A 13,789-nucleotide genomic window follows, 5' to 3' on the forward strand; every position below is an offset into this window, starting at 1 on the left:
CCGTACCGCTTCGATTTCCATAAGACTTTTGTTGCAAAAGCCCACACGGGGTGGGCAGGCAATAACAATTTAATTCAGTTTAATCATGGAAAAACAAAGCAAAAAAGTGTTGCTGACAGGCGTCGCGTTCCTGTCGGCATTTGGTGTGTTCGCACAGGGCAACGGCTCGGCAGGTATCACCGAAGCCACGCAGATGGTAACGAGTTACTTCGACCCTGCAACCCAATTAATCTATGCAATTGGTGCAGTGGTTGGGCTAATCGGAGGCGTAAAGGTGTACAACAAATTTAGTAGTGGTGACCCCGATACAAGCAAGACTGCGGCGTCGTGGTTTGGGGCTTGTATCTTCCTTATAGTCGCAGCGACCATTCTCCGTTCATTCTTCCTTTAATCTGGCGTATTATGAGCAACTACAATATCAATAAAGGTATCGGTAGGACGGTTGAGTTCAAAGGGCTGAAAGCACAGTACCTGTTCATCTTCGCCGGAGGTCTGCTCGGTGTGCTTATCCTCGTCATGATAATGTACATGGCAGGTGTAAACTCATACATCTGTCTGTTTGTCGGGGCAGGCGGAGCATCGCTTATCGTTTGGCAGACATTCGCATTGAACGGCAAATATGGCGAATACGGATTGATGAAAGTCGGGGCAAAGAAAAGGCATCCGAAATATATCATCTGTCGCAGATCCGTACATCGCTATCTGAAATGCACCCCTAAATCCAATGCCCTATGAGAAATACAGGAAAAGCCACAACTCTCGAAAGCAAGTTTCCATTACTGGCGGTGGAACACAACTGCATCATTTCAAAGGATGCGGACATCACGGCTTGCTTTCGAGTACACCTGCCGGAACTGTTCACCGTAGCATCGGCAGAGTACGATGCCATACATTCAGCATGGCACAAGGCTATCAAGACCTTGCCGGATTACGCCATTGTCCACAAACAGGATTGGTACATCAAGGAAAGTTATGCGCCGGATATTGCACAGGAAGACCAAAGTTTTCTTGCGAAATCCTATCAGCAACATTTTAACGAACGTCCTTTTTTAAACCATTACTGCTACCTCTTTTTGACCAAGACGACCAAAGAGCGGATGCGGATGCAGAGCAACTTTAGTTCGCTTTGCAGAGGTGTCCTTATCCCGAAAGAAATTAGAGATAAAGAAACCATACGCCGCTTCATGGAGACGGTTGCACAGTTTGAGCGGATTATCAATGACAGCGGTTTTGTGAAACTGGAACGCTTGTCCGAGGGTGACATCATTGGCACAGACGGTACACAGGGGCTGCTCGAACAATACCTTACCCTGTCGAGGAGAAACCGGAACGCCCATGCAGGATATAGCTTTGGGCAGTGAGGATGTGCGTATCGGCAACAAAAGGCTGTGCATGCACACCTTGTCCGATACGGACGATTTACCCAACATGGTATCGGCAAATACGAGGTATGAAAAGCTGTCCACGGACAGGAGCGATTGCCTGTTGTCCTTTGCCGCTCCGGTTGGCTTGCTCCTTAGTTGCAACCACATCTACAACCAATATTTGTTTTTGGATAACAGCGATGAGAACCTACGCAAGTTTGAAAAGTCAGCCCGTAATATGCACTCACTGGCAAGGTATAGTCGTGCCAATCAGATTAACAAAGAGTGGATTGAGAAATATCTGAATGAAGCGCATAGCTTTGGGCTTTCCTCAATCCGTGCGCACTTCAATGTGATGGCGTGGTCGGATGACCCGTACGAACTCAAACAGCTAAAGAACGATACGGGCAGTGCGTTGGCATTGATGGAATGCAGACCGAGGCATAACACGGTAGATGTTGCAACGCTGTATTGGGCGGGCATGCCGGGCAATGCAGGTGACTTCCCGGCAGAGGAAAGTTTTTATACGTTCATCGAGCCTGCACTGTGCTTCTTCACCGAGGAAACCAATTACCAAAGTTCGCCATCACCTTTCGGTATCAAGATGGCGGACAGGCTTACGGGAAAACCGATCCATTTGGACATTTCCGACCTGCCCATGAAAAAAGGTATTATCACGAACCGTAACAAATTTATTTTGGGGCCATCGGGTTCGGGTAAGTCTTTTTTTACCAATCACATGGTACGCCAATACTATGAGCAAGGTGCGCACGTCCTGCTGGTGGACACCGGAAACTCTTATCAAGGATTGTGTGAGTTGATTAAGGGCAAGACCAAAGGTGAGGATGGTGTTTACTTCACTTACACGGAAGACAACCCGATTGCATTCAATCCATTTTACACGGACGATGGTGTTTTCGACATCGAGAAAAGGGAAAGTATCAAGACTTTGATACTGACCTTATGGAAGCGTGATGACGAACCGCCGACCCGTTCGGAGGAAGTGGCGTTGTCCAACGCAGTGAGCGGTTATATCGACCGTATCAAGCAGAGCGATGAATATCCCTCTTTCAATGCATTTTACGAGTACGTAAAAGGCGACTACAAAAGGGTACTGGAAGAAAAACAGGTAAGGGAAAAAGACTTTGACGTTGCAGGTTTTCTAAATGTATTAGAACCTTACTATCGTGGGGGTGAATACGATTACCTGCTCAATTCAGATAAACAACTTGACCTACTTTCCAAACGCTTTATCGTGTTTGAAATTGATGCGATTAAAGACCACAAAATCCTCTTTCCCATAGTGACCATCATCATTATGGAGGTCTTCATCAACAAGATGCGCAGGCTCAAAGGTGTACGTAAGCTAATACTGATTGAGGAAGCGTGGAAAGCCATCGCCAAAGAGGGAATGGCGGAGTACATCAAGTACCTTTTTAAAACCGTCCGCAAATTTTTTGGTGAGGCCATCGTGGTCACGCAGGAGGTGGACGACATCATCCAGTCACCCGTGGTCAAGGAAAGTATCATCAACAATTCCGACTGTAAAATCCTCTTAGACCAACGCAAGTACATGAACAAATTCGATGACATCCAAGCGATGCTCGGACTGACGGAAAAGGAAAAATCCCAAATCCTTTCCATCAACATGAACAACGACCCGTCAAGGCTTTACAAAGAGGTGTGGATTGGGCTTGGCGGTACGCATTCCGCCGTGTATGCCACAGAGGTTTCGCTCGAAGAATACCTCGCCTACACCACGGAGGAAACCGAAAAAATGGAGGTCATGCAACTGGCTTCCGAACTGGAGGGCAATGTGGAACTGGCGATAAAGCGCATTGCTGGGCAAAGGCGTGAGAACACAAATAATTATTAATCATTTAAAAATCAGAACAATGAAAAAAGTAATGTTACTGGTGTGTACGACATTTATGCTTGCCGTTGCACCGTCCGCAAAGGCACAATGGGTGGTAGTTGACCCGTCAAATCTGGCATCGGGTATCATCAACTCCGCCAATGAAATTGTGCAGACCTCTTCCACTGTATCGAATGTAGTGAAGAATTTCAACGAGGTAAAAAAAGTGTATGAACAGGGTAAGGAGTATTACGACAAATTGAAAGCGGTAAACAACCTTGTGAAAGATGCCCGAAAAGTGCAACAAACGGTGCTACTCGTAGGCGATGTGTCCGAAATGTACGTGCAGAATTTCGGTAAAATGATGAACGACCCGAATTTCAGTCCGCAGGAACTGACGGCAATTGCCAATGGTTATTCCACGCTATTGAACGAGAGTACCGAACTACTCAAAGAACTGAAACAGATTGTTACCTCTACCTCGCTTTCACTGAACGATAAGGAACGTATGGACATTATCGACAGGGTTTACAAAGAGGTCAAGGATTACCATAGCCTTGTCCGCTATTTCACCAACAAGAATATCTCCGTGAGCATTTTGAGGGCTAAAAAACAGAACAACACCAAGAGGGTGCTTGAACTGTACGGCACTGCTGAACAAAAATACTGGTAAGCTATGGAATGGAACAATCTTCACGAACTCCTGCGCTCGCTTTACGATGAGATGCTCCCACTGTCCGCCGATATGGCGACAGTGGCAAAGGGTATCGCCGGATTGGGCGCACTGTTCTACGTAGCACTGAAAGTGTGGCAGGCATTGAGCCGTGCAGAACCGATAGACGTGTTTCCGCTCCTGCGACCTTTCGCCATAGGGCTTGCCATTATGTTCTTTCCGACCATCGTATTGGGAACTATCAATGCGGTAATGTCTCCGGTGGTAAAAGGCACACACGCCATGCTCGAAAACCAAGTGCTTGACCTAAACAAGTTACAGCAACAAAAAGACCTATTGGAGAGGGAGGCGATGCTCCGCAATCCCGAAACCGCTTACCTCGTAAGCGATGAGGAATTTGATAAGAAACTGGACGAATTGGGGTGGTCGCCGTCCGATTTGGCTACGATGTCTGGAATGTACCTTGACCGACAAGCCTATAAGATTGAGAAAGCCATAAAGGAATGGTTTCGCAACCTATTGGAAATACTTTTCCAAGCCTCCGCTTTGGTCATCGACACCATACGGACGTTCTTCCTTATCGTACTGTCCATCCTCGGGCCGATAGCCTTTGCGATAAGTGTATGGGATGGTTTTCAATCCACACTTACGCAATGGCTGACCCGATATATCAGCGTGTACCTGTGGTTGCCCATCGCCGATATATTCAGCTCCATGCTTGCAAAAATTCAATCCCTCATCATCGAACGGGATATTGATATGCTCGCCGACCCGACCTATATCCCAGACACATCCAATACGGTGTACATCATTTTCATGCTGATTGGCATAGTGGGCTATTTCACCATTCCAACAGTGGCAGGTTGGGTTATCCAAGCCGGAGGCGCAGGGAACTTCATGCGCAACGTCAATCAGACAGCATCGAAAAGCGGAAACATCGCCGGAGCCGGAACAGGGGCTGTTGCAGGCAATATCGGTGGCAGGTTAATGAACAAATAAAATCAGGAAGCAATGGAATTTAAGACACTAAGAAATATCGAAAACAGCTTTAGGCAAATACGGCTGTACGCCATTGTATTTGCCGTACTCTGCACCTGCGTGGTAGGATATGCCGTATGGCAGTCCTACCAGTTTGCGGAGGCACAACGCCAAAAAATATATGTACTGGACAACGGTAAATCCTTGATGCTGGCACTGGCACAGGATGCAAGCATCAACAGACCCGTTGAGGCAAGGGAACACGTTAAGCGTTTCCATGAACTGTTCTTTACGCTCGCACCGGATAAGAACGCCATCGAAAGCAACATGAAAAGGGCTTTTAATCTTGCCGACAAATCGGCATTCGATTATTACAAAGACCTTTCGGAAAAGGGCTACTACAACCGTATCATTTCGGGCAACGTGCAACAGCGTATCGAAGTGGACAGCGTGGTCTGCAACTTCGACACCTATCCCTATGCCGTAAGGACGTATGCCAAACAGTTTATCATCCGTCCAAGTAATGTGACCAAACGAAGTTTAGTCAGCTCGTGCCTATTGTTAAACTCGGTCAAGTCCGACAACAATCCCCAGGGCTTCAATATCGAAAAATTTGCCGTGTTGGAAAACAGGGATGTAGAAGTCGTTGACCGCTAAAATAAAGATTATGGAAGCAATATCAGATTTGAACACATTCGCCAAAATCCTTACCGCAAAGGGGTATAACGGCTATTTCCATACGCAGGGAGCGTATGCCGGAAAACTGAAAGACAGCATAAGTGAATACCTCGAAAACTGCCGAAAGGGTGCGGAGGGCGTACCAAAGTCGCAGTTATTATTGACGGGCTTTCTGCAATGGGCAGGCGATAACAAACCCTATGTAGAATGCTGTATGTGGGTGAAGTACCTAAACGGGAAATTCTTCCTCCATAAAATGGAAGTTGCAAGAAAAGACCAATTCGGGCAATTACTGAAACAAACGGAACTGACCGACCTGTCGGTCGTGACCGCTCCCAAAGCAAAGGAGGCAATCGCTATGGTGAGCGATGCACAGGAGCAAAAGGCGGTTCACAGGCAGAAACGGTTCAGTCTCTAAAACGGGTTAGGCATGAAAAATCTAAGAACGGCAATCAATAATTGGTTTGACAAACTCGATGGACAGTGGCGAGCGATGCCTGTCAAAAAACAGCACCGCTATACGCTACTGCTCTTTTCGGGCTATGCGCTATTGTCCATTATCGTACTGTTGAAAATCTGCTACGATGTAGCACAGCCCGATAATACTATGACCATTGAGCATATCGAAAACCCTATTAGGCAAAACAATTCCTCGGTTTCTCCGCAGGACAGTATTAAAACAATTTTAAAAGGTAAAAATTATGAAAGACAGTGAAAACAAAAGGGTAAGTTTTTTGGTCGAAGATGACGACCCCAAAAACGGAATGGATGCACCGCAGGACGGTGCGCAGAACAAAGCCGAAAAGTTAAAGAAGCCTATCATTTTTGCCCTTATGGGCGTGGTGTTCTTCGGCTGTATATATTTAATCTTCAAACCATCTTCCGACAAGCAAAAGGTTGAGGATATTGGTCTGAACGATGCCGTACCACAGGCAACAGATGCAGTGCTTCAATCCGATAAGCAAAAGGCTTATGAACAGGAAATGCTCGAACAGAAAATGGAGGAAAAGCGCAATGCGCTCCTGTCATTATCCGACTATTGGAGCGAGGACAGTATCGCCGATCCGGAAGCGGAGCAACCGGATGAGGGCTACGAAGACGGTTACGCTTACGGCGGTGGTACACGCAGGAACAGCAACCCTGCTTTGAACAGCTACCGCAATGCACAAAGTACGCTGACCTCGTTCTACGACAACAGCGATTACGAAACGCAGGAACTCCGCAGGCAGGTTGAGGAACTGAAAGAACAACTGGCAGAAAAGGACGTACCGCCTGTAACGACCGTGGATGACCAGTTGGCTTTGATGGAAAAGTCATACGAAATGGCATCCCGTTACCTGCCACAGTCTCCGGCACAGGGGGAAAATACGGACACAACAGTTTCGGCAAAGAGTACCTCACAAAAGGAACATTTCGTGGCGTTCACCCCTGTAAGGAAAAATGCGGTTTCCGCATTGTACCGTGAACCGACCGACAGTGCTTTTTTGGCAAACTGGAACGAAACCCGAAACCGTGGCTTTTATACGGCAGGCGTTTCGGAACAGGTCATACAGCCGAAAAACAGCATCAAGGCGGTAGTACAGGAAACACAGGTCGTGACAGGCGAAAGCGGTGTACGGTTGCGCCTGTTGGAAACAGCAAAAACGCCTGTTCGCTCCATTCCGGCAGGAACGGTACTGACGGCAAATGCCAAGTTTCAAAGTGGCAGGTTACAGTTAAAGGTAACATCCATCGAATTTGAGGGCAACATTATTCCGGTCGATATAACCGTGTATGATGTGGACGGACAGCAAGGGCTATATGTACCATATTCACCCGAAATGAATGCCCTTACAGAGATAGCCTCCAACATGAGCCAAACCTCCGGTACTTCCATCATGATGACCCGTTCGGCAGGGCAACAGATGGCAGGCGACCTTTCCCGTGGTGTGGTGCAGGGTGTATCGGGTTACTTCTCCAAGAAAGTGCGGACACCCAAAGTAACGGTTAAAGCCGGTCATCAGCTATTCCTCGTTTCAAAAAACTAATGTTCAACACTAAAAATCAGAAAGAAAATGAACGCAATATTTAAAAACCTCTTGGCACTGGTCTGTTTGACCCTCTTTATTACAGGTGCAAATGCACAGCAAGTCGCATCCAGTACAACAAAATTGAGCATGGGCAAGGTTGAGCCTTACGAAATGCAGGTGACGTACAGCAAGACCTCGCACCTCATATTCCCGTCCGCCATCCGCTACGTGGATTTGGGCAGTGTGTATGTTGTCAAAAGAATTGAGACACTTTGTTTAAAAAAATTAAGAGAGCGTTTTTGTTTTATAAATGTATTATTTTTTCTTTAAAATACAGTTGTTTTCTTTTTGCAAAAGTTTGATTTTTAATTATTTCTCTTTGTTTTAAAATTTGGTCTGATCTACCAAAGTACACATCTGCAGGTGTTAAATTATTTATAGCCTCATGATACCTACTGTTGTTATAATTTTCTACGAACTTTTCTAATGCTTGTATTAATTCTTCAGGATGGTAATAATGATCTAATTTCATAACGTTTTTCATTGTTCTGTGGTATCTTTCAATCTTTCCCTGCGTTTGTGGGTGTAGTGGTTTACCTCGAATATGTTTCATTTTCTGCGTGTTTTTTAAGTAATCACTCAGTTCATTTGATACGTAGCACGGTCCATTGTCAGAAAGCAACTTAGGCTTTTGTTTGGTTTTTAACTTTGCCTTTTCAATAGCCGTTTTGACGGTTCTTTTTACATCTTCAGCCTTCATTGAGCTGCATAACTCCCAATGAATGATATAGCGGCTGTAATCGTCTAAAATTGTACTTAAATAATACCATCCCCAACCAATTATCTTAAAATAAGTAAAGTCAGTCTGCCACATTTGATGAACAAAATTAGTTTTATCTTTAAACTCATTCGCGGCTTCAATTAAAATATGACTAGGGGCTGGTAACAAATCTCTTTGTCTTAAAATGCGATAAACACTCGATTCTGAAATGTAGACGCCCAACTCATCGGTCATTTTAAAAGCTAATTCTCTAGCGGATAACTCTGGATAATCCAAGGCTAGCTCAACTAGTACATCTTTTTGTGATTCAGGAATACTGTTCCATTTTCGATATACGGTCTGATGCTTGGGTTCAAGTCCTTTAAATCCATTTTCCAGGTAACTCGCATACCATTTGTAAAAGGTACTTCTGGCAATACCAAACTCTTGTAGGGTCCGCTTTACGCCAATTTCTGAGCGAGTAACTATTTGGATTATTTCATATTTTTCACTAGCTGTTAATCGCATGTATCTCCCGAATTTATTTTTTAATCCAACGAATCCGAGGTTTTTTTTACAATATCATAACGAACCACTAAGTCAGCTATAATTTCTTTTAAACGCAGGTTTTCTTTACGCAAATCAGAAACTTCATCACTAGTTGCTTCACGTGTAATATCGCCAGATAACCTTTTTTTACCTGCTTCTAAAAACTCTTTATTCCATTTATAGAATTGAGATTGAGAGATGCTATACTTTCGACATAACTCTGATACAGAGATTTCGGCTCGCAAGGCTTCCATAACGATTAAAATCTTTTGTTCTGCTGTAAAGATTCGACGCGTGTTGTTGCGAATATCTTTTACAAACTTTTCTGGAGTTTTCTTTTTAGATGTAGCCATAATTAAAAGTAATGTTTTTCGTTTAAACACTATCTTAACTTTTCTATTTTATGTGTCCACTTTTTGCTGACGATTTACAATGAATCAGGAAGGCTGTTAAGCAAAAAAACAACAGGGAAATCTAATTTAGAAGTGTTTTATACTTACAGCCCAGCTTTAAAAAACTTGCTTATTAAAGAAGAGGGGACAAATGAAGGTAATTCATTCGCTAATACCGTAAATTATGATAACTATTTTAGGATTTCAGAACAAACAAATACTACTCCTTATTTTAGCTTTAAAGAAATTGTAAACTATGATGCAATAGGGCGGGTTAATAATTCAAGCTCTGAAGTTATAAAAGACGGACAAATACTACAGAATGTAACATTAAACCATCAATACAATCCGTATAATGGAGAGGTAATGTCAGTTAAAGAAGTAACAAATGGTACGGTAGGCAAAACGATTTGGGAAGTAACTTTAAAAAGTCAAAGAGGGGAAGCTTTAAAACAAAAATTAGGAGAAGCTATTTTTGTAGAACATGATTTTGATCTTTATGGAAACCTAATCAATATTAGAAATAGAAATGAAACGCAATGGTTATCCAATAAAGAGTATCAATATCAAGTTGATAGAGGTTTACTTATTAAAAGAAAAGATACGCACTTTGGTTGGGAAGAAAACTTTACCTATGATACTTTTGATAGGTTGTTAACTTGGTCGTCTCCGTTAGGTACCAATTCTAATACATACATTTCTGATGGTAGAATTAACCAAAACAGCCAAGTAGGTCAATACAGTTACAATACGGCTGCCAAATACAAAAAGGAAACAATTGCTTTAAATGAAAATGGAGCGAGCTATTATAATAATAGATCTACTCAAACGGTAGTTTATGATGGTTTTAAACGTCCTTTAAATATTAAGGAAGAGAATAGAGGTATTATAGATTTTGAGTACGGTATTAACAGTTCTCGCATTAAGGCTGTAAAAAACAATCTGATAACCAATGAGAAAACTACTAAATATTATGCTCCAAATGGTACTGTTGAAATAGCTGTAGATGAAAACCAAAATGCAAAAATTATTAATTATTTAGGTTCTCCATACGAAACACCGTATATTTATATAACAGATGTTAATTTAAACTCAAAAATAAAAAGTAATGAAAGCTTTTATTATTTAGGCAGGGACTTTCAGGGATCAATTACTGAAGTTTTTGACGCAAACGGTAGCTTTGCTATAGAAAGACGTTTATTTGACCCATGGGGTAATGTAACCAAGCTAGAAAACAATGTCAGTCATAACTATGCAGAAGGGGAAAATGCGTACCTTGTATTCTTAGATCGTGGCTATACAGGACACGAACATTTTAACGAGGTGGGGATCATTCATATGAATGGTAGAATTTATGATCCTATATTGAAACAATTTTTAAGCCCTGATAACTTTATACAAGATCCGTCTAACTCACAAAACTACAATCGTTATGGATATGCTTGGAATAATCCGTTAAAATACATAGATCCAAGTGGTGAATTGTTTGGAATGACAGTATTTGCAGCTGCAGTTGTAAAAGCTGCAGTTGTAAGCGCATTTGCATACACTATGGTTGGCTTAACAACTTGGACGGAATTTTCTGCTTTAGGTTTGTTAAAATCTACAACAATAGGAGCTGTAAGTGGAGCAGTATCTTTTGGAATAGGTAATCTAGTAAGCAGCTTTTTAAGTAATCTTCCTGCTGATTATGTACTAACCAAATTAGACGTAGGGTTGATTACTGGTACCCAGGCAGTTATGCATGGTATTTCACAAGGTTTTATTAGCGGTATTACAGGTGGAAGTTTTGAGACAAGTTTTGTTAGTGCAATGGTATCTAGTTTAGTTTCTACTGGTGTTGAATTTACTGGAGTAATCGCTGGTATAGGAGATTCTGGTACAGCAACTATATTATTTGGTACTGCATCAGGAGCTATAGCTGCCAAATTAACTAACGGTAATGTATGGCAAGGGGCTGCTGTAGGATTCTTTGTAAGTGCTTTAAATCACGCAGCGCATAAAATAGTTGAAAACATTGAGTTAGATGAGTTTGCAAAAACTGCATTTGGAGAAGATTATAAAGTGAAATATGGCGTTAAATCATTAAAATGGGGAAGTCAAATGAAAAAAGGCGAAGTAGAAGGTGCGTATTATAATCCAGATAATCAATCTATTATCAATAATGATTCACGTGTTGGCGGGATTAATACTCCAGATAATAGAATTTATATTTCTGATATATATAAAAATTACCCTTTACATTTAGAAGTTACAATAGGACATGAATTGATTCATTCTTATCATAGGACAATTTTTGGAAACAATTACTCACAATCATATTCAGAACATGCTGCATACCAATATTCAATTGATTTTACAGCAAAACACAATATGGCAAGAACAATGGAAGAATTTCAAAATTTCCAAGCAAAATACAAATCAAATGATTTATATAATTATAAATTAATACCAGGTTTTTAATTATGAAGAAAAAAGTATTATTATTAATCTTAAACATATCATTATTTAATGCGTGTCACGGGCAATTAGTAAAAAATGAAGATTTACATTTTTTTTACTTGGGGTATTCAATTTCAACTTTTAATAATGAAGTTAAAAATAATGCATATTTAAATATATTAATAAATAACATTGGAAACGATACTTTATATCTTTCTAAGAGTAACATACGAGTTATTATAAAAAAAGACAATAAGAATATAAAGGATAATAACTATAATGGAGATGCTAATAATAAAAATTCTTATCAACCATTCATTCCACCTTCGTTTCCATCAAAGTATAAGAGTGAAGAAAAGGAAAAGTACTTAATTATGAAAGACTCATTAATTAACATTTATTCAAATAAACTCTTTGAAAAAAATTTAAAAAAAAATCAATTGATAAATAGGTATAAAGAAAATATCTTGAAAAAAATAAAAGAAGATTGTATCGTAATTTTACCTAAAGAAACATATGAATATAATTATCTTGTTAAAAGTAAAAAAATTAATAGAGAATCTAAAATTGAGATATCATATGATTCTAAAAATATTTTTAGCACGATAGAATATGACAACAAGGTATTTAAAATCCAATTATAAAAAATTAGAGACACACATATAAATTAGTTCTATACTTTAAAGTTTATGAACTAATAGATATTTTTAACACAACAGCTACATTAACTCAATTACAAGTAGATTTAATTGTTGGAGGAGTACAGACTTTAATGCATAGTATTTCACAAGGAATAATTAGTGGTATCACAGGGGGGAGCTTTGAAACAAGTTTTGTAAGCGCAATGGTATCTAGTGTGGTTTCTTCGGGAGTTCAGCTAGGTGGAGTAGCAGCTGGCATAGGCGAGTCTAGCGCAACTACTATTCTTTTCGGTACTGCATCAGGTGCTATAGCCGCAAAACTTACTAATGGAAATGTATGGCAAGGGGCGGCTGTAGGATTCTTTGTAAGTGCTTTAAATCATGGAGCGCACCAAATGATACAGAAAGATCCAATAAAAAAATATTGGGATACTAATGGTGATAACAAACTTAATAAAAGTGAGGCTGATAATCACTGGTTGAATGGTAACGGAGAACCTATCACTGTAGATAATAGATTTATTGATTGGTCAGGCTTAAATGTAGAAAAACTTAAAGCTTTGAAAATAGGTGGCACATATGCAATTGAAACTCACGAAGCGTTTATCCATTTAAAGTATGAAACTGCAGCAACATATGGAGGAACATCATTTATAAAAACAGGTGTAAATACAATTGAGGTACAAGATCAAATGTATCATTACAACTATAGAAATAATAATTCTATAAAAAATATAATAAGAAATATAATGACGCGAGTAGGATTACCTGTTGGGCAAAGAGCTGGGACAGGTGCATTATATAGTGGAACGGATTATAAGATACATTATGAAAATAGAAGTATAAAAATTTCAGATTTAAAATAAATATAAATAAAATGAAAAAAATTTATTTTGGAATAATAATATTATTTTGTTTTACTAGTTGTAACGACAAAAATTATTTAGGAAATAATTTTTATTATTTATCTGAATATGAGTCAATGGATATAGGTTATCCTTATGGAACTATTATTTACAAATCAAGCGAAAAGAACATGTTTGAAAAAATAATTATTAATTCTGATGTAGTCAATATAAACAATGATGAGAATTATATAATTGTAAAACAGAGTCCTAATAAAAAACTACTACTTGAGAGCATTAAAAATGATCTAAATGTTTGGAACAATTATTATATTTCAATAAAAAAAGATAGTTTAATCGATTTGAATAATCAAAAAATATCAATCTACAATATTCATAAATTAGTCACAAATAGAGGTACAGAAGTAATTACGGATAGTATTTTTAATAACGAAGTACTATATAGAAAAATGTTTAGAAACAAATTCAACTACTATATAATAGAAAAAAAAACCGATTCTGTTTACGGTCCACTAACTCTGGAAGAACTAAATGTATTTAAAAAAAAAAAAAAAATAGATTTAAATTTCGAAAATTAAAACA

General features: G+C 39.9%; 13 protein-coding genes and 2 pseudogenes. 14 read left to right on the forward strand and 1 reads right to left on the reverse strand.

Translation table 11 applies throughout. The features are described from left to right. Positions 1-85 precede the first annotated feature (85 nt). The 10 genes and pseudogenes from K5I29_RS03520 to K5I29_RS03565 all read left to right on the forward strand — a co-directional run bounded on the left by K5I29_RS03520 (position 86) and on the right by K5I29_RS03565 (position 7,887). Positions 86-391, forward strand: coding sequence for a DUF4134 domain-containing protein (locus tag K5I29_RS03520; protein ID WP_028069456.1), 306 nt, complete (start codon positions 86-88; stop codon positions 389-391). 11 nt (positions 392-402) lie between these two features. After that, a complete protein-coding gene (locus tag K5I29_RS03525; protein ID WP_264434472.1) occupies positions 403-735 on the forward strand; it encodes a DUF4133 domain-containing protein in 333 nt (110 codons plus the stop codon). After that, a pseudogene (locus tag K5I29_RS03530) lies at positions 732-3,240 on the forward strand (TraG family conjugative transposon ATPase). The gene K5I29_RS03525 and the pseudogene K5I29_RS03530 overlap by 4 nt, the downstream one beginning before the upstream one ends. A 19-nt stretch (positions 3,241-3,259) precedes the next feature. Beyond that, the gene (locus K5I29_RS03535; RefSeq protein ID WP_264434473.1) at positions 3,260-3,892 is read left to right on the forward strand and encodes a DUF4141 domain-containing protein; all 633 of its coding nucleotides are present in this window, start codon (positions 3,260-3,262) and stop codon (positions 3,890-3,892) included. A gap of 3 nt (positions 3,893-3,895) precedes the next feature. Continuing rightward, positions 3,896-4,891: a conjugative transposon protein TraJ gene (gene traJ, locus K5I29_RS03540; protein ID WP_264434474.1), complete on the forward strand. Its 996-nt coding sequence runs from the start codon at positions 3,896-3,898 to the stop codon at positions 4,889-4,891. Positions 4,892-4,903: 12 nt separating this feature from the next. Then, the gene (traK, locus tag K5I29_RS03545; RefSeq protein ID WP_264434475.1) at positions 4,904-5,527 is read left to right on the forward strand and encodes a conjugative transposon protein TraK; all 624 of its coding nucleotides are present in this window, start codon (positions 4,904-4,906) and stop codon (positions 5,525-5,527) included. Between the two features lie 10 nt (positions 5,528-5,537). After that, positions 5,538-5,966, forward strand: a complete 429-nt coding sequence (locus K5I29_RS03550; protein ID WP_264434477.1) for a hypothetical protein — start codon at positions 5,538-5,540, stop codon at positions 5,964-5,966. 12 nt (positions 5,967-5,978) lie between these two features. After that, positions 5,979-6,263, forward strand: a complete 285-nt coding sequence (locus tag K5I29_RS03555; protein ID WP_264434478.1) for a nitrogen regulatory IIA protein — start codon at positions 5,979-5,981, stop codon at positions 6,261-6,263. Continuing rightward, entirely contained in the window at positions 6,250-7,575 is a 1,326-nt protein-coding gene (gene traM / locus K5I29_RS03560; protein WP_264434479.1) for a conjugative transposon protein TraM, read from the forward strand. The genes K5I29_RS03555 and traM overlap by 14 nt, the downstream gene beginning before the upstream one ends. A gap of 27 nt (positions 7,576-7,602) precedes the next feature. Then, positions 7,603-7,887, forward strand: a complete 285-nt coding sequence (locus K5I29_RS03565; RefSeq protein ID WP_264434480.1) for a hypothetical protein — start codon at positions 7,603-7,605, stop codon at positions 7,885-7,887. On the opposite strand, the pseudogene K5I29_RS03570 reads toward K5I29_RS03565, so the two are convergent. Then, a pseudogene (locus K5I29_RS03570) lies at positions 7,862-9,219 on the reverse strand (IS3 family transposase). The gene K5I29_RS03565 and the pseudogene K5I29_RS03570 sit on opposite strands and share 26 nt — an antisense overlap. Before the next feature lie 63 nt (positions 9,220-9,282). Here K5I29_RS03570 and K5I29_RS03575 point away from each other — a divergent pair. The 4 genes from K5I29_RS03575 (at position 9,283) to K5I29_RS03590 (ending at position 13,785) form a co-directional block, all read left to right on the forward strand. Further along, positions 9,283-11,721: an RHS repeat domain-containing protein gene (locus K5I29_RS03575; protein WP_264434481.1), complete on the forward strand. Its 2,439-nt coding sequence runs from the start codon at positions 9,283-9,285 to the stop codon at positions 11,719-11,721. Between the two features lie 2 nt (positions 11,722-11,723). Beyond that, complete coding sequence (locus K5I29_RS03580) at positions 11,724-12,344, forward strand: hypothetical protein (RefSeq protein WP_264434482.1); 621 nt, start codon at positions 11,724-11,726, stop codon at positions 12,342-12,344. A 128-nt stretch (positions 12,345-12,472) separates the two neighbouring features. Next, positions 12,473-13,207 (forward strand): hypothetical protein, encoded by a 735-nt coding sequence (locus tag K5I29_RS03585; RefSeq protein ID WP_264434483.1) that lies wholly within the window; start codon positions 12,473-12,475, stop codon positions 13,205-13,207. A gap of 11 nt (positions 13,208-13,218) precedes the next feature. Then, positions 13,219-13,785, forward strand: a complete 567-nt coding sequence (locus tag K5I29_RS03590; protein WP_264434484.1) for a hypothetical protein — start codon at positions 13,219-13,221, stop codon at positions 13,783-13,785. Positions 13,786-13,789: the final 4 nt, after the last annotated feature.

Origin of the sequence: Flavobacterium agricola (assembly GCF_025919725.1) — a bacterium.
Taxonomy (GTDB): Bacteria; Bacteroidota; Bacteroidia; order Flavobacteriales; family Flavobacteriaceae; genus Flavobacterium; species Flavobacterium agricola.